Source organism: Desulfovibrio simplex (assembly GCF_055387835.1).
Window position 1 is genome coordinate 3047751 of the sequence record NZ_AP042377.1, and the last position, 22889, is coordinate 3070639.

The 22889-nt window shown below is 57.4% G+C and carries 15 protein-coding genes; 8 read left to right on the top strand and 7 right to left on the bottom strand.

Going from position 1 to position 22889, the window contains the following annotated elements:
- Positions 1-175 precede the first annotated feature (175 nt).
- The 4 genes from ACZ5DH_RS12490 to ACZ5DH_RS12505 all read right to left on the bottom strand — a co-directional run bounded on the left by ACZ5DH_RS12490 (position 176) and on the right by ACZ5DH_RS12505 (position 8078).
- Positions 176-1702: a diguanylate cyclase gene (locus ACZ5DH_RS12490; RefSeq protein ID WP_464254581.1), complete on the bottom strand. Its 1527-nt coding sequence runs from the start codon at positions 1700-1702 to the stop codon at positions 176-178.
- A 626-nt stretch (positions 1703-2328) separates the two neighbouring features.
- A complete protein-coding gene (gene glmS, locus ACZ5DH_RS12495; RefSeq protein WP_464254582.1) occupies positions 2329-4155 on the bottom strand; it encodes a glutamine--fructose-6-phosphate transaminase (isomerizing) in 1827 nt (608 codons plus the stop codon).
- A gap of 248 nt (positions 4156-4403) precedes the next feature.
- The gene (locus ACZ5DH_RS12500; RefSeq protein ID WP_464254583.1) at positions 4404-6323 is read right to left on the bottom strand and encodes a SurA N-terminal domain-containing protein; all 1920 of its coding nucleotides are present in this window, start codon (positions 6321-6323) and stop codon (positions 4404-4406) included.
- A gap of 108 nt (positions 6324-6431) precedes the next feature.
- Positions 6432-8078, bottom strand: a complete 1647-nt coding sequence (locus ACZ5DH_RS12505) for a sigma-54-dependent Fis family transcriptional regulator (RefSeq protein ID WP_464254584.1) — start codon at positions 8076-8078, stop codon at positions 6432-6434.
- Positions 8079-8417: 339 nt separating this feature from the next.
- Between ACZ5DH_RS12505 and ACZ5DH_RS12510 the strand changes: the two genes are divergently transcribed.
- From ACZ5DH_RS12510 to ACZ5DH_RS12525, 4 genes are all read left to right on the top strand, one after another.
- On the top strand, positions 8418-8702 hold the full coding sequence (locus tag ACZ5DH_RS12510; protein WP_464254585.1) for a UxaA family hydrolase: 285 nt from the start codon (positions 8418-8420) through the stop codon (positions 8700-8702).
- A 4-nt stretch (positions 8703-8706) separates the two neighbouring features.
- Positions 8707-9867, top strand: a complete 1161-nt coding sequence (locus tag ACZ5DH_RS12515; RefSeq protein ID WP_464254586.1) for a UxaA family hydrolase — start codon at positions 8707-8709, stop codon at positions 9865-9867.
- Positions 9868-9993: 126 nt separating this feature from the next.
- Entirely contained in the window at positions 9994-11334 is a 1341-nt protein-coding gene (gene dctA / locus ACZ5DH_RS12520; RefSeq protein ID WP_464254587.1) for a C4-dicarboxylate transporter DctA, read from the top strand.
- Positions 11335-11440: 106 nt separating this feature from the next.
- Complete coding sequence (locus ACZ5DH_RS12525; protein ID WP_464254588.1) at positions 11441-12118, top strand: RraA family protein; 678 nt, start codon at positions 11441-11443, stop codon at positions 12116-12118.
- Positions 12119-12431: 313 nt separating this feature from the next.
- Here the strand turns inward: ACZ5DH_RS12525 and ACZ5DH_RS12530 are convergent, their stop codons facing one another.
- Complete coding sequence (locus ACZ5DH_RS12530) at positions 12432-13976, bottom strand: sigma 54-interacting transcriptional regulator (protein WP_464254589.1); 1545 nt, start codon at positions 13974-13976, stop codon at positions 12432-12434.
- A 221-nt stretch (positions 13977-14197) separates the two neighbouring features.
- On the opposite strand from ACZ5DH_RS12530, the gene larB reads away from it, so the two are divergent.
- Positions 14198-14971: a nickel pincer cofactor biosynthesis protein LarB gene (gene larB, locus ACZ5DH_RS12535; RefSeq protein WP_464254590.1), complete on the top strand. Its 774-nt coding sequence runs from the start codon at positions 14198-14200 to the stop codon at positions 14969-14971.
- Positions 14972-15164: 193 nt separating this feature from the next.
- On the opposite strand, the gene ACZ5DH_RS12540 is transcribed toward larB, so the two are convergent.
- On the bottom strand, positions 15165-15389 hold the full coding sequence (locus tag ACZ5DH_RS12540) for a hypothetical protein (RefSeq protein ID WP_464254591.1): 225 nt from the start codon (positions 15387-15389) through the stop codon (positions 15165-15167).
- A 28-nt stretch (positions 15390-15417) separates the two neighbouring features.
- Complete coding sequence (locus ACZ5DH_RS12545) at positions 15418-16959, bottom strand: peptidoglycan DD-metalloendopeptidase family protein (protein ID WP_464254592.1); 1542 nt, start codon at positions 16957-16959, stop codon at positions 15418-15420.
- 580 nt (positions 16960-17539) lie between these two features.
- Between ACZ5DH_RS12545 and ACZ5DH_RS12550 the strand changes: the two genes are divergently transcribed.
- The 3 genes from ACZ5DH_RS12550 (at position 17540) to gyrB (ending at position 22637) form a co-directional block, all read left to right on the top strand.
- Positions 17540-18928, top strand: coding sequence for a helix-turn-helix domain-containing protein (locus ACZ5DH_RS12550; protein WP_464254593.1), 1389 nt, complete (start codon positions 17540-17542; stop codon positions 18926-18928).
- Between the two features lie 149 nt (positions 18929-19077).
- Positions 19078-20232: a DNA polymerase III subunit beta gene (gene dnaN, locus ACZ5DH_RS12555; RefSeq protein WP_464254594.1), complete on the top strand. Its 1155-nt coding sequence runs from the start codon at positions 19078-19080 to the stop codon at positions 20230-20232.
- Complete coding sequence (gene gyrB, locus ACZ5DH_RS12560) at positions 20232-22637, top strand: DNA topoisomerase (ATP-hydrolyzing) subunit B (RefSeq protein WP_464254595.1); 2406 nt, start codon at positions 20232-20234, stop codon at positions 22635-22637. Before dnaN ends, gyrB begins: the two co-directional genes overlap by 1 nt.
- Positions 22638-22889: the final 252 nt, after the last annotated feature.

Sequence of the window (22889 nt, forward strand, 5' to 3'; positions counted from 1 at the left end):
GCTGAAGCTGCGCTTGCGCCTCCCACCATCTCAAGGTTTATCCGCTCAAGCGGCACGGCTCTTACCGTTGCGCGCACGCAAATACAGACAGCCCGGTTTTTTCCGGGCTGTTCTGTGTATTATCAGGGCTGTTTTCAAAGGGGAGTGCGTTTTTTGTAGAGCGCCACAGATCTCTTCAGACTGTGCTTACGCTTGACATGACGCAGTTTCTTTTCAGCTTTTTGCCAGCATAAAGATAAAAATCCGCTTCCTTGATAAGTGAATCAAAGGTCTTGCCCTGAGAATACTCCACTACGCCCAGGGTTATGGTCGTGGTGACGGTAGTGGCGCCATCATAGATGGTCGTGCTTTCCACAGCCTTGCGCAGGTCCTCTGCCAGAACCAGACCTTCTTCCAACGAGCGCGAAGGGGTGAGGATAAGAAATTCTTCGCCGCCCCAGCGCGAGGCGCTGTCCTCCGGCCGGATATGCTGGCGAAAAATCCCCGCAATGGCCTTGAGCACCCTGTCGCCCGTGTCATGCCCGAAGGTGTCGTTGATGGACTTGAAGTGGTCAATGTCTGCCAATATGAGGCAAAACTTGAGCCCCTCGCGCTGCGCCCGTGAAACTTCCTGCTGAAGCCTTTCATACATGGCCCGCCTATTGAGCAGCCCTGTGAGAAAATCGCTGTAAGCCACGCGCTGCAATTCCTGGTAGGCATAGTCCAGCTTGTTTTTTTCTTCGCGCAGCGCTGTCTCGTCTTCCTTAAGCTTGTCTATGAAAACATTGATCATGCCGGTCAGCCTGCGCTCAAAAAAGAGAATCATGCCAATGTACAGCAGACTGATGATGGAAATAATCTTGGCATACGATGAAATCTGATTTCTGAAGGCCCTGTTGAAATCAGATTCACGCTTTGCCACGATGCTCAGCATATCGTCGGTGTGTATGCCCGTACACACAACCCAGTCGAAGGGTTTGTAAAGCTGGGCGTAGGCAAGTTTTTCGCTCAGCTCGTCGGAATTGAGTTTTTTGAAGACATAGGAAAGATAGATGCTCCCGTGCTTGAGCACGCCTTCCAGCTCGTCTTTATAGGACAGGTTGCCTGCTGGATCCGCTGTTTCCGTGGACAGCAGCACCTCCTCATCTCCTTCCATGGACGGGTGCACGACCCGAACGGCATAGCCCGGCCCGCCACTGTAGTTGCGGATGCCGTTAATCCACACATACTGGTTAAGCGGAAAATGCAGGCTGCGCACAATGGCTATGCTGCGCTTCTTGGCGATGTGGTCCAGGGCGTCCTCAATGGCAAAAATGGCAATCAGGTTGTTGTCGGCGAGGTTGCCCACGGCCCATACAGGAAACTCGTCCGAGGGGCTCTGCTGCGCGTGCTTGAAGGCCTCAAGCAGCTGAGGCACAAGATCCACCTCATCGGTCCAGAGGATTTTCTGGTTTACACGGTCGTACACCGCAAGTCCGATGCCGGAATTGTGCAGCACAAACCGGGTGGTTCTTTTGGTCACCCTGGGGTCAAAACCATTAATAATGCCGGCAGTGTCCAGCTTCAGGGTCGACAGCAGGGCGCATTGGGCTTCGGCCAGTGTCTGATACTCGGTATACACTGTCCCGCGTATGACTTCGATTTCGGCAATGACCCTTTCAACCCTTTCAGCAAGGGCGTCCTTTTTTTCACCGAATATGCGGGCCTTTGATTCGGCCACCATCGCATCAAACTGCTTGCGCACAGATATGAAATAAGGCACCGACAAGGCCACAGACAAGGCCAGCATCGCCAGGAAGCTTGTTGCATAATAGAATATACGAATTTTCCTTCTAGCCAGTCTTTCCATTCACATGACCTTATTGAACCCTCATCTTTGCGGTATTTATTACTTTTCATACAAAGTGCAAAAAAGTCTTATCGCATCTTAGCAAAAGACATTTTTATTTGAAAGCTCCACATCCTCGCTTATACCGGTGAATTACAGCTAAATATACTTTCTTAAATAATAAAAAAGCCCCTGATTCAGGGGCTTTTGGAAAACCATCATACGGTGAAGCTGTTCTGACGGCCGCGCGGACAGAAACTCACGTGAATGAGCAAACGCTGTTTGTTCGCACCGCTACGCGCTCAAGCGGGCGTTTGCAGTCGTTTGGCGACAGCGATTGTATGGAGTGAACTGTGTAGTTACACTCAGGCTGTCTTTATCCGTAGCTTCCTGCGTCGCGCGTCACACCGGCTGAAGCAACGGCTGAAGCTGCGCTTGCGCCTCCGCGGCGGGCGTCTGCTCACGCAGCCGCCAGAGCAATTTCAAAGTGAAATTGCTCTAAACCCGCATTGGGGAAAGTGTTATTCCACAGTAACGCTTTTGGCCAGGTTGCGGGGCTGGTCCACGTCCTTGCCAAGATAATCCGCCGTTTCATAGCTGAACAGCTGCAGGGCGGGAAGGGCCAGAAAAGCCGAAAGCGGGGCCGGAAGGGCCGGGATTTCCCAGCGATCTTCAGCGTCCAGTTCCACACCCTTGTTGGTCAGGGCAATGACCTGCCCCTGCCGGGCCTGAACCTCGACCATGTTGGACTTCACCTTGGGAAGCAGCACGTCGTCAAGAGCCAGGGCAAAGGTGGGAAAGCTCGGGTCAATGAGCGCTATGGGGCCGTGCTTCATTTCGCCCGCCGCGTACCCTTCGGCGTGGATGTAGGAAAGCTCCTTGAGCTTGAGCGCGCCTTCCAGCGCAAGGGGATAGCAGTGCCCACGGCCAAGGTAGAAGAAATTGCGCACCTGAGCGTACTTGCGGGAGATTTCCTTGGCGCGCTCGTGCAGCGCGGGCAGGCAGTCGTCCAGCAGGGCAGGCAGGTTTTCCAGAATTTGCAAAGTGCTCCGGCATTCGTCAGTGGGCAGGCAGCCTTTGCGCGTTCCCCAGTACAGGGCCATGAGGGCCAGCATAAGCATCTGGCTGCACATGGCCTTGGTGGAGGCCACGCTGATTTCCGGCCCGGCCTGGGTATAGAGCACGGCGGAGGCCTCGCGCGCGATGGATGAGCCCACCACGTTGCACAGGCCAAGCACGGTCACGCCGTTTTGTCTGGCAATGCGCAGAGCCGCAAGGGTGTCCGCCGTTTCGCCGCTCTGGCTGATGACAAGCACCATGTCGTCCTTGTCCAGCAGCAGGGTGTCGCGGTAGCGAAATTCCGAGGCGATTTCCACCTGCACGGGCACGCGCGCCCAGTGTTCCAGCAGATGCCGCCCCCACAGACCCGAGTGATAGGAGGTGCCGCAGGCCACGATGTGCAGGCGTTTCGGCACGGGCAGGGCGTCCAGCTCTTCCAGGCGCACCTGGCTTTTGTCAGCGCTTAACCGGCCCGTGAGACCATCGGAAATGACGCGGGGCTGCTCAAAAATTTCCTTGAGCATGAAGTGGCGGTAACCGCCTTTTTGCGCGGCCTGCATGTCCCACTGGATGGTCTGCGTTTCGCGTCTCACGGAACTGAGGTCCTCAAGGCGCAGGATCTCATAGCTGCCCGCCGTGGCGCGCACGAGGTCGCCGTCCTGCAAAAAGACCACCTTGCGCGTGTAGGGCAGAAAAGCCGGAATGTCCGAGGCCACAAAATTTTCGCCCGTCCCCTGGCCGAAGATGAGCGGGGCGGACATGCGGGCGGCATAGATGACGCCGGGTTCGGCCTTGTCCATAAGGCATACGGCATAGGCCCCGTGCGCCTCGCGCAGGGCTGTGGCAAAGGCGTGCAACAGGTCGGGCGAAGTCTTGCGGCGCTCGGCGATAAGATTGACCAGCACCTCGGTGTCGGTTTCAGAACTGAAGGTATACCCCTTGCCTGTCAGTTCCGCCTTGATTTCCTGGTAATTTTCAATGATCCCGTTGTGCACAATGGCCAGCGAGCCGTCGTTGCTGCAATGGGGATGGGCGTTGCGTTCAGCGGGCACGCCGTGCGTGGCCCAGCGCGTGTGCCCCATGGCGCATGTGGGCGTGGTGACGGACTCGTGGGCGAGCTTTTCTTCAAGGGCGGCCAGTTTGCCCATGGCGCGCACCACATGTATGTCGTTCTGGCGCACAAAGGCCACGCCAGCGGAGTCATAGCCGCGATATTCAAGCCTGCGCAGCCCTTCCACCACAACGGGAACGGCCGGTCTGTGTCCTGCGTAACCGATAATGCCGCACATAACGTGCCTCCTTATATACGGCCGGAAGACCGTGCCCCCGGCGCCGCGAAAATTCACGGCTTTGAAACGTCCTTGCCGTTCGCGGCCATGATCACATGCCTTGCTCTGACAAACAAGGCCGGAGCCGTCAAGCGGCTCCGGCCAGAATAGAATCGCATCAGGCGCAACAGCCTCTTTATTCAGGCTTTTCAAGATGTGGCGCACACGGCCTGTGCGCGCGGCTCCCGTCGCCTGACAGACGCCTGCTGTTACATATTCTTACGGTCAACAAAATCTTCGTTGTAAACCTTTATGTTGGCGCTGGAGGCAAGCCGCTGCATGAACATTTCAAACAGGGCATTGGCCCGGTCACGGGTAACGGCATTGGCCATGATATCCTTGACCATATCCCATTCGCCAGCGTCAGGGGGCTGTACGCCCTTGACCCGCACGAGAACAGCGCCGGAGCCGTTGTCTCCCTCAACCGCGTAGGCCACGGGCAGCCACTGGCCAGCCTTGGCTTCAAACAGCGCGCCAGTCATCTCGGGGTTGGGCGCAAAACCGGGCAGACCGCCGTTGCGCTCCACGCCCCTGGCATTCTTGATTTCACGACCCTTCAGTCCCGCAGCGCCCAAGGGCGCGGTGTCCAGCTCCTTACGCAGCTGGCTTGCGGCGTCCATAGCCGCAACAAGGGCCTTTTCCTCGGTCAGGGCCTTTACAATCTGGCCCTTGACGGAATCAAGGGGGGCCGTGGTTGCGGGCTCGGACTTGAGCACACGGGCCACCACATAGGACTTGCCGGCTTCAAGCGCCGTGTCCACGGGATTGCCCGCCGGAGTGCCCACAAGAACAGCCGCGCCTTCGGTAGTGACGCCCAGCGTCTTCACGAGGTCGGCGGCGGTGAGCAGGCCGGTTTCACCCCATTTGAGACCGTACTTTTCCGCGCTCTGCTTCAGGGGGCGGCCAAGGATATTGTCTTCAACAAGGCTGTCCACCACGTCATGCAGCTTGTCCACGCCCTGTTCCTGAGCCATGGTGGCCAGAACTTCGGCTTCCACCTGCTTGAAAGGCGGCAGACCGCCCGCCTTCTTTTCTTCAACCTTGATGATGTGCAGGCCGAACTGGCTGCGCACCGGGGCGGAAACCTTGCCAGCGTCAAGGGCAAAGGCGGCGTCTTCAAAGGGTTTCACGGTCATGCCGCGCTTGACCCAGCCAAGTTCGCCGCCAAGTCCGGCGGCATTGGGGCCATTGTGTTCGTCGGCCACAGAGGCAAAACTTTTGCCAGACTTGATCTCGGCCTCAATTTTGGCGGCCTGCTCCTGGGCTTTTTTCACATCAGCCTCGGAGGCGTCTTCGGCCAGGGGCACGAGAATATGGGCCGCCTTCACTTCTTCTTTCTGCTCAAAGCGGGCGGCGTTTTCTTCATACCACTTCTGCGCTTCGGCAGAACTGATGCTGCTGGCCTTCACCAGATCCTGCGGATTCACCAGCACATAGGAAACGTCGGCCTTGGCGGGAACGGCGAACTGGGCCTTATGGCTTTCGTAATAGGCCGCCACGTCCTCATCGGCAGGTTTGATGGAAGAGGCGAAGTCCGCCGCGTTGATGAAAATATAGTCCACGTCCCGCTTTTCACGCAGGAATTCAAAGCGCTTCTGCGCTTCAGCGGGGTCGGCCCAGGCAGGGGCCGTCACCATGGCGTAGATCTTCTGCCGCAGCATCTCGCGCGCCGTATCCTGCTCAAACTGGGCGGGCGTAAGGCGTTGCGCCGCCAGAACGCGGGCGTACACGGCGGGATCAAACTGCCCTTTTTCATTCTGGAAGCTCTTGATGTTGCCAATGGCCACGCGCAGTTCCACGGGCGTGACCGTCACGCCGGTGCGGGCGGCCTCCTGGGACAGCAAAGTCTGGGTGACAAGGTCACGCAGCACCTGACGGCCCAACTGCTGCTGCTTCAACTGCTCGCGCGTAACCCCGGGGTTGCTCCGGAGCAGGTTTTCTTCGGCGTTGCGGTAGGCGAACTCGAACTCGCGCATGGTAATGGCGTCGCCATTGACCACGGCCACCAGAGTGCCCGCGCTGCGGTCATTAAAGTTGCCCACGCCCCAGAAAACAAAGACGAGGATGATAAGCGCAAAGGCCAGTTTGACGCCCAGGGACTGTGATTTATCACGGATATACTCAAGCATGCGGACTCCGGAATGCGTAATTGCTCTTGACGTAGAGCGGCATCATATGCGCAATCCGGTGGAAACTCAAGAAAGACTGCACATCCGTCAAAAAAGGGGAACACATCCTCACTGTATGCCCAGTTTGCGTATGCGGTGCTGCAAGGTGGAACGCGGCACGCCAAGCATATCCGCAGCCCCGCCGGGTCCGGAAAGCTTGCCCCCGCAGAGCCGCAGGGCTTTCTCTATATGCGCTTTTTCGTTTTCCTCAAGGGTGGGCAGCGCAGGGGAAGCACTCCGGCTTTCCGTGCCTGAATGGGGAAGTATGGGCACCTGCCATCCGCCTGACGGCACGCCTGGCGACGGGACGGCGGCCGGAACCGTCGGGCCGGGCACCACGTTGCCTGCCGGAGTTTTCCACAGGTGCAGGGCCTCGGCCACGAAACTGTCGGTAATGGGACCGTCCAGAGTTTGCAGCAACAGGCGGCTCACCACGTTGCGCAATTCGCGCGTGTTGCCGGGCCAGGGGTGTTCATAGAGGGCTTCCATGACGGAACCCGTAAGTTTTGGCGGGGTTATTTCATATTCCTTGGCAAACTGCTGTACAAAATGGTCCACAAACAGCGGTATGTCGTTTTTTCTTTCCCGGAGCGGCGGCATGCGCAACACCACCGAGCCAAGCCGGTAATAGAGGTCACGGCGCAGGCGGCCTTCGTCCATGGCGACCCCAAGGTCGATATTGGTGGCGGACATAATGCGGATATCCACCCCAATGGGCGAAGCCTCGCCCACCCGTTCAAAAGAATTTTCTTCAAGCACTTGCAGGAGCTTGCTTTGCATTTCTGGCGCAAGCTCCCCGATTTCATCAAGAAAAAGCGTGCCGCCCTGGGCCAGTTCAACACGGCCCACGCGCTTGCTCGTGGCCCCGGTAAACGCCCCCTTGGCGTAGCCGAACATTTCGCTCTCAAAAAGGGTAGGGGGCAGGGAAGGGCAGTTGACCTTGACAAAATTATTCCCCCGGCGCGGGCTGTGCCTGTGCAGCCAGCGGGCCATCATGCTTTTGCCCGTACCCGTTTCGCCCACGATCATTACCGAGATGTGCAACTTGGCCACCTTGCGCGCCAAGGCCATAAGCCTGCGCATATCGGGCGTTTCAAGCAGGTTCGTGGCCAGCTGAATGCTGCCCGTGGTGTCCGTGTCCGTCTGGGACACGGCCGCATGCGTAGCGCGGATCTTTTCAAGACGTTCCTCGGACAGCACGGCAAAAAGAAAGGTGGACAGCACCGGGCTGAGCTCCAGAAGCATGTTGAGAATCTGCACGATGTTTTCAGGGGGCCGTACAAAGGAAACGTGCAGGGTGCCGATAACCTCGCCGCTGACGATGAGCGGCAGGGCAATGGTGGAGTTGAGGCCCACGGTGGAAAGCGGCATGGGCGAATCGCCAAAGTCGTGCTTCGCCAGGTCATTGATGACCACAGGCTTGCGCGAGGCAATGGCCAGGCCAGCCACCGTGTTATGGGCGATACGGGTATTGGAGAGCGATTCCACCACGGTGCCGTCAGCCGCCGTAAAAAGATTCAAAAACTCCCTTTCGGCATCATACAGGTTGATGCAAAAACGGTCATAGTGAAACAAAACGCGAAGCTGCTTTGCAAGCATTCGGAAAAAAGCATTACGGTCCATTTTTCCCACGACCAGTTTGGCCAAATGGTGCACCACCTGTCCTACAGTCTGGGAAGGGTTGCTCAAGCCGTCTGCTGAAATCTCATAGGGCATAACTCACCTCTGCCCACATTTAATCATTCCTTTACCCAAATACAAGCACATTTCCCATAAACGGGCATATTTAATTGAACAAACAATCAACTTTGTGAAAAAAACTCCTTATACTGCGCTGACTACGGCTCTGCATACAACTTTGGCATACACCTTGCTTATGGTTGGGCAAGCCTAAGGTAAAACAAGTGATCAACGTGCATTTGCGACATAATACAAGAAAATAATCCTGTATTCAAAAATGAAACAAATGCAAATACGCATAATACTGTATGCAATAATGATCCCTTGTTCTTTAAGTTACGTTTAATTACTACCATACTATCCAAGGAGACATGTATGACAACCCACTTTGTGGTGCACGAACCCGGCGACAGCGTCGGCGTGGTCGTGGTTGAAGGCGTCAAAAAGGGCGACCAACTCAACGGCTGGATCATGGACGGCGACACCACCCTGGTGTTCGAGACCCTGAACGACATTCCGATCGGGCACAAGATCGCCCTGCAGGACCTCGCTGAAGGCGACACTGTCATCAAATACGGCACCGACATCGGCAAGGTGATCAAGCCCATCAAGCGTGGCGAACACCTGCATGTCCACAACGTCAAAACCAAGAGGTGGTAAACCAATGAACAAGACTATTATGGGCTACCGCCGCGAAAATGGCCGCGTGGGCATCCGTAACCACGTGATCATTCTGCCTCTGGACGACCTTTCCAACGCCGCTTGCGAAGCTGTGGCAAACAACATCAAGGGCACCATGGCCCTGCCCCACGCTTACGGCCGCCTGCAGTTTGGTGAAGACCTCGACCTGCATTTCCGCACCCTTATCGGTGTGGGCAGCAACCCCAACGTGGCCGCCGTTGTCGTCATCGGCATCGAGCCCGTGTGGACGCAGCGCGTGGTTGACGGTATTGCCAAGACCGGCAAGCCCGTTGTGGGCTTCGGCATTGAACAGCACGGCGACCTGGAAACCATTCGCGCCGCTTCCCTCAAGGCCAAAGAATTTGTGCACTACGCCAGCGAACTGCAGCGCACCGAATGCAAGATGAGTGAGTTGTGGGTTTCCACCAAGTGTGGCGAATCCGACACCACTTCCGGCATCGCCGCCAACCCCACCGTTGGCAACGCTTTTGACAAGCTGTGGGAAACCGGCGCCACCACCCTGTTTGGTGAAACCACCGAAATCACCGGTGGCGAACACCTGGTCGCAGCGCGCTGTGCCAACGAAGACGTGCGCAAAAAGTTCATGGCCTTCTTTGACCGCTACGCCAAGGTTGTTGACGACCACAAGACCGACGACCTTTGCGACTCCCAGCCCACCAAGGGCAACATTGAAGGCGGCCTGACCACCATTGAGGAAAAAGCCCTCGGCAACATTCAGAAAATCGGCCGCAAGGCTCCGGTTATCGGCTGCCTCGACAAGGCTGAAACCCCCACCGGCCCCGGCCTGTGGTTTATGGATTCCTCATCCGCCGCGGCCGAAATGGTCACCCTGTGCGCCGCTTCCGGCTTTGTGGCCCACTTCTTCCCCACGGGGCAGGGCAACATCATCGGCAACCCCATCCTGCCCGTGATCAAACTGTCTGCCAACCCGCGCACCGTGCGCACCATGAACGAGCACATCGACGTTGACGTTTCCGGCCTGCTGCGCCGCGAAATCAATATGGATCAGGCCGGCGACATGTTGCTTGAAATGCTCATCCGTACCTGCAACGGCCGCAACACCTCGGCTGAAGCCCTGGGTCATCGTGAATTTATCATGACCCGCCTGTACGAAAGCGCGTAGAGGATTACACTAAGAGCCGACGCCGGTCACTCCCGGCGTCGGCTCTCCGTGCCCTTGGGCGCAACCTGGATGCAGTGCCGCAAGCTGGTGGCGCCCCCCCATACACTACCTGTGTTTGAGGTAAATATGTCAAAAAAAATTTGTTCTACGCTGTATTTCAAGGTGCTTCTGGGCATTGCCCTTGGCATTGCCTTTGGCTTCATTCAACCTGATATCGCCGTAAAGCTCAAGCCTCTCGGCGACGCTTTCATCAATTTGATCAAAATGATCATCACGCCGGTCATTTTCTGCACGGTTTCCGTGGGCATCGCCCGCATGGAAAGCCTTAAGGCAGTGGGGCGCGTTGGTGGCAAAACACTGCTTTACTTTGAAATAGTCACTACTCTTGCATTATTTATCGGCCTTATTGTTGTTCATTTTGTCCAGCCGGGAGCGGGCATCCATGCCGACCCTGCCACCATGGACGCCTCTGCTCTGGGCAAGTTTGCCCACGCCAAACAGCAGACCACCCAGGAATTCATCATGGGTATCATCCCCCACAGCGTGGTGGGCGCCTTTGCTGAAGGCAACCTCTTGCAGGTTTTGCTGTTCTCGGTGCTGTTCGGCATGAGTCTTTCGCACATGGGCGAAAAGCCCAAACAGGCCATTCTCGGCACGCTTGAACGGTTCAGCAGCGCCTTTCTCGGTGTGGTCAACCTTATCATGAAACTTGCGCCCATTGGCGCGTTTGGCGCTATCACCTTCACCATCGGCAAATACGGTGTGGGCGCTCTGGCCTCTCTGGGCAAACTTGTGGCCTGTCTGTACATCACAAGCGCGCTTTTCGTCATTATTGTTCTGGGGCTTATCTGCAAATTCTCGGGCATCAACATCTGGCAGCTTATCAAGTACATGAAGGAAGAAATCTTCATTACTCTCGGCACTGCCAGCACTGAAGCCGTTCTTCCCCGCAGCATGGAAAAAATGGAAGCCCTTGGCGTCAAAAAATCCGTGGTAGGCCTGGTGTTTCCCACCGGCTATTCCTTCAACCTGGACGGCGCGGCCATTTACCTTACCATGGCCGCTTCCTTTATCGCCCAGGCCATGGACATCCACCTTGACATCCAGCATCAGGTCACACTGATGCTTGTTCTGCTGCTGACCTCAAAAGGCGGCGCCGGGGTTGCCGGTGCGGCGCTTATTGCCCTGGCGGCCACCCTTTCGGCTACCAATATCATTCCCGTTGTCGGCATGACTCTGGTTATCGGCATTGACCGCATTCTCAACGAAATGCGGGCCGTCGTTAACCTTATCGGCAACTGCGTGGCCACCGTGGCCATCGGCCGCTGGGAAAAATCCATAGATCTTAACCACGCCAATCTTGTGCTCAGCGGCAAGATCGATGTGGAAAATCTGCTGGAAAAAGACGAAGACCTCGACAGTATCGACAATGCTTCTCAGACTGCCGCGCCGCAGCCTGTCAAGTAGGGCATAAACACTCCTCCATGCCCATTTCGCGCGCCCATCCGTCTGAATTCGCCATACCGATGGATGGGCGCAAAATTAAACCAAAAGCACAGCTAGGGCTCAACTCATGCGCTTTGTCATAAACCGCAGTCTGGACCGCCTGCCCGCCGGTATCATAAGCCTGTATTCCGACCTTGCCGTCGCCGACATCTGCGACGCCCTGGGCCGCAACGCTGCCCTGCCTTCAGCCCTCAAGCCTCTTGGCTTCGGCCGTATGCTTGGTTCAGCCTATACCGTTAACCTGCCCGCCAGCGAGAACCTGCTGCTTTATTACGCTGTGGACAACGCCCAGCCCGGCGACGTGGTTGTGGCCTCATGCGGCGCGTATGTGGAACGTGCGGTTTGCGGAGAAATTATGGCCAACCTGGCTATGAAGCGCGGGCTGGCTGGTTTTGTCATTGACGGAGCCGTGCGGGATGCCCGCGCCTTGAGCGAAATGCCCTTTCCCGTTTACACGCGGGCGGTTTCTCCCAATGGCCCGTACAAGGACGCCTGCGGAGAAATCAACGTGCCCGTCAGCATCGGCAATGTCGTCATCAACCCTGGCGACATCATTGTGGCTGACGACGACGGCATTGTGGCCATACGCGGCGAAGAAGCCGAAACCCTGGCCGCGCAGGCCCAAAAAATTACCGATGAAGGGCTGGAAAAACTGCGCCGCATTGAAGAGCGGGGCACGCTGGATTTCACCTGGCTGTATGAAAAGCTCAAAAAATCCTGCTGTACCATCAATAACGGCTGCTGAATTTTCATTTTTTGGGAAGTTGCTAAAATAAGGCAACGCCCTGGCCTCTGGCGGCAGATTTTAGCTGCAAAACGCTGGTAGACCTTCGGCACAATAAACAGTTTTCTGAAAAGAGGCATTCTTCCGGCCCTGAACGCCGCGCTCCCTGTTCATTGCCCTTAATCCATATCCCAAGCAATGATGCGGCGCTGATTCGCCAGAGGCAGGAAACCCCGGTTCATCCGGGGTTTCTTTATTTTGCGCCACGCATAAGGCTTCAGGCCTGTTTTTGTTGGTGCTGGTGGCGGCAAAGGCAGGACGCGCCGCCCGCGTGTCAGTCGATGGGATGCCCCGCTGCGCGGTACTCGTTAAGCTTGTTGCGCAAGGTACGCACTGAAATGCCCAAAAGGTCCGCGGCCTGCGTTCTGTTGCCCGAAGTGGCCTCAAGCCCCTTGAGAATCATGATGCGCTCCATCTCGTGCAGGGGGATGACAGCGCCGCCTGACGCCATGGTGCTGCCGCCCGAAGTCCGGGTCAGGCTCCGTAGCGCGTCCTCATCGCCGTTGAGGGCCTCGGACGGGGCTGTCGGGGATGTTGCCGCGTACGCGCTGTCCTGACCTGGCCACGCGGCGTCAGGGATGTGGTCGCTGCCGTTTTCGTCAGAAGCAAAGTCCTCTTCGTCTTCTTCAAACAGCGGCCAGTCGTCATTTTCAAGCAGAAAATGGCGCGGCTCCACCGGGCGGCCATTGGCCAGAAGCACGGCGCGCTCCATCAGATTTTGCAGTTCGCGCACGTTGCCGGGAAAGTCATAGCCGCGCAGCCAGTCAGTGGCGCTCTGGGACAGCGCCGTCTGCGGCAGCTCGTATTCGCGCGCGTACATATTCATAAAAAAGTTGGCCAGTTCCAGCACATCGTCGCTGCGTTCCCGCAATGAGGGCAGGCGCAGGGGAATGACGTTCAGCCTGAAATACAGGTCCTGACGGAATTTGCCCTGCTTGACCCAGTCTTCCAGATCGCGGTTGGTGGTGGCGAGCACGCGCACGTCCACCTTGAGGGTTTCCGTGCCGCCAACGCGGTCAATCTCGCCCTCCTGGAGCACACGCAAGAGCTTGGCCTGAAGGGCCATATCCATTTCAGAAATTTCGTCCAGCAGCAGGGTTCCGCCGTCGGCCAGCTCGAATTTGCCGGGCTTGCGCGCGATGGCCCCGGTGAAGGCTCCCTTTTCGTGCCCGAAAAGTTCGCTTTCCAGCAAATGCTCCGGCAGAGCGGCGCAGTTGACGGCCACAAAGGCCTTGTCGGCGCGCTTGCTCATGGCGTGCAGATACCGGGCGAACATTTCCTTGCCTGTTCCCGATTCGCCGGTGATAAGCACCGTGGCGCGCGAACCCGCCACCTGACGCGCCAGTTGCAGAACCCTGGTCATGGCCGGGTGTCTGCCAACGATGCGCGGCCCCGCAGTGCCCACATAATGGGGCTTGCGGCCGCCAAGGGTGGAGGAGGGCGGCGCCTTACGGGTCGCCCCGTTGCCCAATGACCGGGCCACGGTCACAATGCGCTCCACATCAAGAGGCTCAAGCCAGTAATCCCTGGCTCCGAGACTCATGAGGCGTTCGGCCTCCTCGGCCGTGCCCTTGTCCGTAATGACAATGACAGGAGGAAAATTGGGGTCTTCAGCGCCCACGGCAAGAAGATCTTCCACCCTGAAGCCGGGCAGAGAGGGACGCGCAAAAATGATCCCGGGGCCGGATTTACGGATAAATACTGAAGCTCCCTTGAGATTTTCAGCAATACCAAGTTCATACCCGGCGTCGCGCAATGAAGGAAAGACCGTTGTTACGGCTTGGGCGGGGGTAAGAAATAGTAAACGGCGCGTCAACATGGATTTTTCTTACCGTGTCGGGCGATACAATGCAACCAAGGGATGCCAAAAGACATTAAAACCATACATAGTTGCGCCGCCATACGCGGAAGGTAAATTTGCATATCCGCCCTTACCTGGCGGCACGGCCGCACGGCATGAAAGCGAAGCTGCCGCGCCTTGCGAAAAATGGTCCTGTAACACTGCTGACAAGAGGCAAAGCCTGACGTATACAAAAGGGCATGTCCAAACCCCAATTACTCAAAATTCTGGAACAGGTGGCCGCAGGCGGCCTGAAGCCGGAAAACGCTCTGGAACTTCTTGGCACGCAGGCCGTGCGGAACACCCTGCACGGGCTTACCCTTGACCCGCAGCGCGCGTTGCGCACCAGCCTCTCCGAAGTGGTCCTGGCCCAGGGGAAGGGCGATGAGGCCTTGCTGGCGGCTGTCGAGGGACTGTCGCAACACGGCCCGGTGCTGGTCAGCCGCGTCAATCCAAACCAGGCCGCGCTGCTTGAAGAACGCTTTTCCGTGGGCTGTTACTGGCCCGACGCCCGACTTTTCGCCCTTGGCAGTTCCGCGGAGTTTGCCAGGGCCGTGCAGCCCCCCTGGCCGCAAGAGGGCGAAGTCATGATTGTGACCGCGGGAGCGGCAGATATTCCTGTGGCCCTTGAGGCATACTGCTGCCTCGCCTTCTGGGGCAGAAACTGCGGTCTTGTGACAGACGTGGGCGTAGCCGGCCTTGACAGGCTGACAACCCATGTGGAGGCCCTGCGCCAGGCACGGATCATCATCGCCGTTGCCGGTATGGAAGGAGCCTTGCCGGGAGTGCTGGCAGGGCTTGTTTCCTGCCCGGTTCTGGCAGTGCCCACCTCTGTGGGATACGGCATCGGAACCGGAGGTTTTGCGGCCCTTTCAACCATGCTCAGCACATGCGTGCCCGGCGTGGCCACCCTCAACATAGATAACGGTTTTGGCGCTGCGGCCTTTGCCGCAAAGCTGCTGAACAAGCCCTGACAGACTAAGCTTCCTTCGTCGCAACGGCTGAAGCTCGGCTGAATCCACGCCCGGCGCGCTGCACTTTCGTGCAGCGTTAAAGCATTTACACTTTTTCAAAGTTAAAATGCTCTAAAAAAACCGCCGCAATCCTTAACCTGTTTTCAGGCCAGAATTGCGGCAGGTTGATCAAATCTGTCGTTGTTGCAAAAAATCAGGCCCAGCCGCTGGTGACGACTCCCAGACCGAGTATGTTTGCGGCGGCCATCCTGAACTGCGTCTGCATGAATGACTGGGCGCTTTCTGCCGACAAAAGCTGATCGGCCGCAGCCGTGCTGTCGCTGATGACAGAAGGCGGATAGGTAATGAGATCCGTCGTGTCGGGCGGGGTGTTCTGCACCACCACGGCCAGTCCGGACATGGGTTCAAAGTACATCATGGCTGCCCTCCTTGCGGAGGCGGCGGCATCAGCGCCGACTCTTCCTGGCGGGTTTACTCTTTTCTTTTTCCACAGGCTTTTCGGGCGCGGCAATGGGCGCATCCGGCACCACACTGTCCACCTCGTATTCCGAGAGATTTTTTTCTCCCTTGAGATAGGCCCGTTCCACGGCCACCGTCTTTTCAAATTCCGCCATGGCCCTTTTGGGGACCGGCTCGCCACGAGGGTTGATGGCCTTGGTGGGGTCAATGAACTTGCCGTTCTGACGAAGCCGGAAATCCAGATGCGGCCCGGTGGCCAGTCCCGTGCTGCCCACAAATCCTATGACCTGCCCCTGGCGCACCCGCTGGCCAGTGGCCAGCCCCCGCGCGTAGCCCGAAAGGTGGGCGTACATGGATTCAAGACTGGCGGAGTGTTTGACTATGATCTGATTGCCGTACCCTCCGGCCCAGCCGCGCTGTGTCACCACACCGTCACCGACGGCCTTTACGGGCGTTCCCGTGGGCGCGGCGTAGTCCACGCCGTGATGGGCCCGTGTATAATTCAATATGGGGTGCAAACGGCTGTTTGTAAAGCGGGAGCTAATGCGCGTGAAGGCAAGAGGAGCCTGCAGCAGGGTTTTGCGCAGATTTTCTCCCTTGCGGTTATAATACTCGGCCCGCTGGCTTCCATCACGAAAAAGGTAGGCTTCAAAGGTTTTGCCCTTATTGGTGAAGTGGGCGGCAAGAATACGCCCATACCCCTTGTATTCGCTGTCACGGTAGCGCTTTTCCACCAGAACGGAAAAAGAGTCGCCCGATTGAAGGTCGCGGATAAAGTTTATTTCTGAGCCGAAAAGATCAGCCAGCTTGAGGGCCATCTGCGGGCTTTCGCCCAGATCGGCCACGGCCTGAAAAAGGTTGTCGTTGATGGTGCCCTCAACCGCACTCAGCAGAACCACATATTCAATGGGCTCCACGCGCGCGGCGGGATTTTCCCTTCCTTCCACCACGAGCCGGCGACGGCTGTCTATCTCGTACTCAAAGCGTTTGACCTGCCCGGATTCCTTGTCGGTCACAACGAGATAGGGCTGACCTTCGCGGAAAGAACGCATGGAAAAAACCTGACGGGCGGCGCTGACGTACTGTTGCACCCCCTGCCCCCCGGCGCTTTCCAGAACCTTGCTGACAGTATCCCCTTTTTCAAAGGTTCCTCTGACCACCGCCTCGCCGGGTGCGGCCCCGGTATCGGCGGCATCGGCTGCATCGGCTGCGGCGTCAGCATCGGCTGCCGTACCGGCGTCCACGCCTTCGTCTGTCTGTCCGGCTGCGCCCGCGGCGTCCGCTTTTTCGGGAGAGGAAGAATCTTCAGATGCGGAACCAGAATGGGATGCGGCGTCTGTTCCAGGTGCAGAAGGCCGGGCCGCGTCCGGAACGTTTTCACCGGCAGTGCCGTTGTCCGCTGTTGTGGTCTGTTCCTGTTGCTGCGCAGCACCGTTGCCGGATATAAAAGAGGGCACCCCGGCATGGCGCGCCAGAACAAAACCCAGCAGCACCAGCAGCAGGACCCCAATCACCCATAATCTTTTCATCGTAAACCCCATTGAGAGCTTATACCCATGGGGACAAGCCTTGTCCAGTTCAGGGGATTTGCGTAGCAAGGAGGGCTGCCCGGCAGCTGCTGCCACGAAATCGCGCCAGGCGGACCATGCGGTCACGATTGGACATGCCGATTGGTTCGTATTGACGTGGCTTCACCGTATCTTGTCTGGCCTGACACGGCCCGTCCTGAGCCATGCTGGACAGATCCTCGCCGCACGCGCTGCCTGAAAGATGCGGGCACTCAGACCATGGCTGGACTGTGAATGGAACCCCGCCCCCTGTTCTTCGGGCAGGCCCGCAATGAAAGTACGCCCCGCAGCCTCGGAATGACACGGGCAGGATATGTCGTGATTGCCAGGCCCTTCAAAAAATCGTGCGGTTTTCCACAGTTGTCCACAAGCTGCCCTCCATGCGGGCCAAGAGTCGCCTCTTGTTTGCGTTCATCTTTTGTGTTATGAACATCCCTTGTTCCTGTACGGCGGAAGCCGAAAAAAACGGGGTCGGGAACAACCCTGCGGATCAAGCCTTTATCCACAGGACACGCCCTGTACGGGCACTGAACACAGAACTATGCTGAAAAACGAGCTGCGGGACATACTGGCGGAACATCAGGCCATCGCGGGGGAAACCTCCTGGCTGGACAGCCTTACACTGCGCCAGGAAGAGAACACTCTGCGGGTGGTTTTTCCGCACATGTATTTCGCGGCATGGTTCAGCCGCCACAAGCGCGCCGCTTTTGAAGAGGCCCTCAACCACCATTTTGAAGTACTGAGCGCAAGCCCGGCCCCGCAAATCGTGTATGAGCGCGCCGCTCCCCCCGAGCGTAATGTGGAAGGCCGCATGCCCGCAAACGCGGATTCCGGCTCTGACAGCGCCGGGGGCGAAGCCACCCGGGAAGACCCGTTTGCCGGGTTCATTTTTAACAACAAGAACACCTTTCCCCTGGCCACAGCCAGAGAAATTGCCGGAAACACCGAATCCACGGCCTATAATCCTTTTCTGGTCTGCGGGCGCAGCGGCACGGGTAAAAGTCATCTCCTGCAAGCCATTGCAGCCATGCTGGCGCGCACTACGGATGCGGCGCGCATGGTCTGCGCCAATGCGGCCCGTTTTTGCGCTGAAGACACGGTGTGGGCCAAAAGGCCCGAGCTTTTCTGGCAGCGCTATGACGTCCTGATTCTGGACGACATACAGGACATGTCCGGGCATAGCGGCTGGCAGGGCAACCTTGTGGCCTGCATGGACGCCTGCCCCGGCAGACAGGAAAACGTCGTTTCCCTTGGCCGTCAGCCGGGCGTCGTCTACGCGCGCGATGCGCACGTACATAAAGAAATGAAGGGCAGAGCCGCCGCCCGCATGATTTTTGCCTGCTCCGGCCACCCGCAAACGCTCAAGACGCTGGACGAACGCCTGCGTTCCCGGCTTGAAAGCGGCCTTGTGGTGGAATTGATGGAACCCGACCTTGATGTTCGGCTGCGCTACCTGCAACTCATGTGCAAGGAGCGCCGCCTGCCCCTTACCCGCGAACAGCTGCTTTTTCTTGCGCAGCGCTGTTCGCAGTTCCGTCTTTTACAGGGGCTTATGCTCAAGGTCGGCGCTTACTGCGCGGTCAAAGGGCACAATCTGACCCAGACAGACCTGGAAAATATCGTGCGCACGGGCGTGGCTGAGAAAATGCCGGGCTGCCGCGAAATCCTGGCCGATGTGGCCAAGAGTCTCAATCTCAAGACTGAAGACGTTCTTGGCGGTAAACGTCGGCCTGATCTGGTGCTGGCAAGGCAGATAGCCATGTATGTCTGCCGTAAAAAGCTGGGGCTTTCCTACCCGGAACTGGGCAGGGCTTTTGGCGGGCGTGACCATAGTACTGTCATCCATGCCATTAAAAAGATTAACAAACTTCTAGTTAGTGACAAAAGGGTCCAAGCGTTAGTGACAGAACTTGAATTAAAAACACCCTGACCCCCTGTCGCTGCTGGATATCCCATGTGGCTGTTCCCGGCGTTCCTTGAAAGCAGCTTGGAGTGTTCCATAAAAAGTTCAATTTTTATAATGCGTTTTATAAATTACGCACATAGAAACAGCGCTAATAATAGTTAAGGAAAGAATTTATGAAACTAACTGTGAATAAAGAACAGATCATCGAAGGTCTGCTGAAGGCCGTTGCCATTATTCCCGCCAAGGCAGGGGCGCAGTATCTGCGCTCCATCTGGCTCAAGGCGGATGAGGGCGGCCTTTCGGTCATGTCCACTGACGCCAATATCGAATTTACGGGCTGCTACCAGGCAGAAGTGGCGGAGCCTGGCCTCATAGGCGTGCAGGGCAGAGCCTTTGTGGATCTGGTGCGCCAGCTGCCTTCGGGCGTGCTGCATCTTTCCCTTGACGAGGCTTCGGGCAATCTGCTTCTTGAACAGGGCCGACGCTCCTACAAACTGCCGGTAAGCGGCGCTGAATGGTTTCAGAATTTTTCCACCTTCCCTGAAGAAAACACCGTGACCTGGTCAGGCGACTTTCTTCAGGACGTGCTGGACAAGGTGACGTTCTGCATCAGCGAGGACGACGCCATGGACGCTATTGCCTGCCTGTGCATGAAGCCCAGGGGCAACGGACGCATTGACGTGTGCGGTCTTAACGGCCATCAGTTCGCCCTTGTGTCCTTCACCCACGACGAGCTTGCCGAGCGGCTGCCCGAAGAAGGCATACTCATTCAGAAGAAATACCTTCAGGACATCAAGAAATGGCTGGGCGTGGACGAGATTGAACTGAACATCACCGAAAAACGCCTGTATCTGCGCAGCCTTGGCAAGGCCGAGACCCTGAGCCTGCCGCGCGCGGCGCACCAGTACCCCGACTACAACATCTTCATGAGCAAGCTGGCCAGCGGCGACATGCACCCTATGACCCTTGAGCGCAAGGAAGCCATGGAAGCTCTGGGCCGCATACTTATCTTCAATACCGAAAGCGACCGTTGCACTTACATGGACCTTTCCGCCAGCGAAGCGCTGCTTTCCGCCCAGGGGCAGGACGTGGGCTCGGCCAATGAAAGTCTTGAAGTTGCCTATGGCGGCGATATCAAGCGTATAGCCTTTCCCACGCGCAGCCTCATGGATGTGCTCGGACATTTTGTTTCCGCCAAGATAGACATGATGCTCACCGGAACTGAAGGCCCCTGCGGCGTGCGGGGCGCTGACGACCCCGATTACACGGTCATCATCATGCCCATGAAGGTTTCTGAAACGACCTACTATAGCGAGGAAGACGTTTAATGGCTCCCCAAACCCCCGGTAACGGCGGCTACAACGCCTCTTCCATTACCATTCTGGAAGGGCTTTCTGCCGTGCGCAAGCGCCCGGCCATGTACATTGGCTCCACAGACGCGCGCGGCCTGCATCACCTGGTTTATGAAGTGGTGGACAACGCCATTGACGAAGCCATGGCCGGCTACTGCACGCGCGTTACCGTCATTTTGCACGCTGACAACAGCGTCACCGTGCGCGACGACGGGCGCGGCATTCCCGTGGACATCCATCCCAAGGAAGGCGTGTCCGCAGTTCAGGTGGTCATGACAAAGCTGCATGCCGGCGGCAAGTTTGACAACTCCAGCTACAAGGTATCCGGCGGTCTGCACGGCGTGGGCGTGTCCTGCGTCAACGCCCTTTCCGAAGAGCTCACCGTGACCGTGCGCCGTGACGGCAAACGGTACCGCCAGCACTATTCGCGCGGCATTCCCCAGGACGAGTTGACGGTCATCAGCGAAGGCGTGGACGGCCACGGCACCACCGTGCGCTTCAAGCCCGACGAGGAAATTTTTGAAGTCTTCGAATTTTCCTATGAAACGCTCAAAAAGCGCTTCGAGGAGCTGGCCTATCTCAACCAGGGCCTGACCATCGAGTGCATTGACGAGCGCATAGGCGAAACGCACGTTTTTCATGCCGAAGGCGGCATTCGGCAGTTTGTGGCCGACCTCAACTCCGGCGAGCAGGGCATTCACCCCATTATTTCCGGTGAAGGCCTTGTTGATAACGTCACCGTGGATTTCGCCCTTCAGTACAACGCGGGCTACAAGGAAAACATCCTTACCTTTGCCAACAACATCCGCACCAAGGAAGGCGGCACCCACCTTGTGGGTTTCCGCACCGCCCTTACCCGCGCCATTAACGGCTATATCAAGGGACAGGCTGACCTGGTCAAAAAGATGAAAAACACCAGCCTGTCCGGTGATGACGTGCGTGAAGGCCTCACGGCCGTCATCAGCGTCAAGCTGCCCCAGCCGCAGTTTGAAGGACAGACCAAGACCAAGCTCGGCAACAGCGAAGTGGCCGGGCTTGTGGCTGGCGTCATCTATGACCGCCTTAGTGTGTATTTTGAAGAAAATCCCAAGGATATCCGCCTTATCATCGACAAGGCCGTGGACGCCGCCCGCGCCCGCGACGCCGCCCGCCGCGCCAAGGAACTGGTACGCCGCAAGGGCGCGCTTTCAGACAATGCCCTGCCCGGCAAGCTGGCCGACTGCCAGAGCAAGGACCCGGTGGAATCTGAACTTTTCATCGTGGAAGGCGATTCGGCAGGCGGTTCGGCCAAGCAGGGGAGAAATCCCAAAAATCAGGCCATTCTGCCGCTGCGCGGCAAGATTCTGAACACCGAGCGCACCCGCTTTGACAAAATGCTGGCCAACAAGGAAGTCAAGGCCCTTATCACGGCCATGGGCGCCGGCATCGGCGAGGAAGATACCGACCTCGACAAGCTGCGCTACCACAAGATCATCATCATGACAGACGCCGACGTGGACGGAGCGCACATACGCACCCTGCTGCTGACCTTCTTTTTCCGTCAGTATCAGGAAATGGTGGAGCGCGGTTTTGTCTATATTGCCCAGCCGCCCCTGTACCGCGCGCACAACTCGCGCATGGAAAAATTCATCAAGGACGATACGGAGCTCAACGCCTTTCTGCTTTCCCGCGTGAGCGAAGACGTCACCATTATGGCGAGCAATGGCCGCGAATACACGGGTAGCGATCTCACCGCCTTTGTGGAGCGCATTGAGAGCATCGAGGCGCGCCTCGGCGACGCTGAAATGAGCGGCATTCCTCGTGATCTCTTTCTGGCCATGACCACCTATCCCGCGCAGATTGACCCGGCCATGCTGGAACGGCAGGATACCGACCTTACGGACTGGCTTAACGAGCGCGGCTACATGCTGACCCTTGAGCATGAGAAGAGTGAAGACGACGAGGAACGTCTGTTCGCCATATTTGAAAATACCGGCGGCCATCAGACCCGGCGCGGCATGGAATTTTTCGCCTCGCGTCTGTACCGTATAACCTGGCAGCTTTTTGCCGACCTGCGCCAAGAGTGCGGCGGTCTTGATTTCAGCATCCGCCGCAAGGACGGCGAAGCGCCCGCCGAAAGTCTTGCCGACCTTGTGCGCATGGTGCTTGATGAGGCCCGCAGGGGCATCAATATTCAGCGGTACAAAGGTCTTGGTGAAATGAACCCCGAACAGCTATGGGTTACCACTATGAACCCTGAAAACCGTATTCTTCTGCAGGTTTCTGTGGAAGACGCCAACGAGGCCTCGGACGCCTTTATGGAACTTATGGGCGACAGGGTGGAACCGCGCCGCGAATACATCGAGCGCAATGCCCTGGCTGTTCAGGATCTGGATATCTAGGGAAACGCTGATTTATTTCGTTTGGCGGCGTTGCTTCACTTTTTTTGAAACAGTCGAAGACGGAAGAGTCCACTCCTGCTTTAAAAAAAGATCGCGCCTTGCCAAACGAAATACCAGCGCGTTTCCAGGAGGCTCTTTAATCAGTGCTTCCCTGGACAAGATCAAATTGAAATGCTTTGCACTTCAATTTGTCATTTGAACTGATGCTGTTGGAAGAGCGAGTTTCAGAGGGGCCCATGGTCTGGCCGGGGC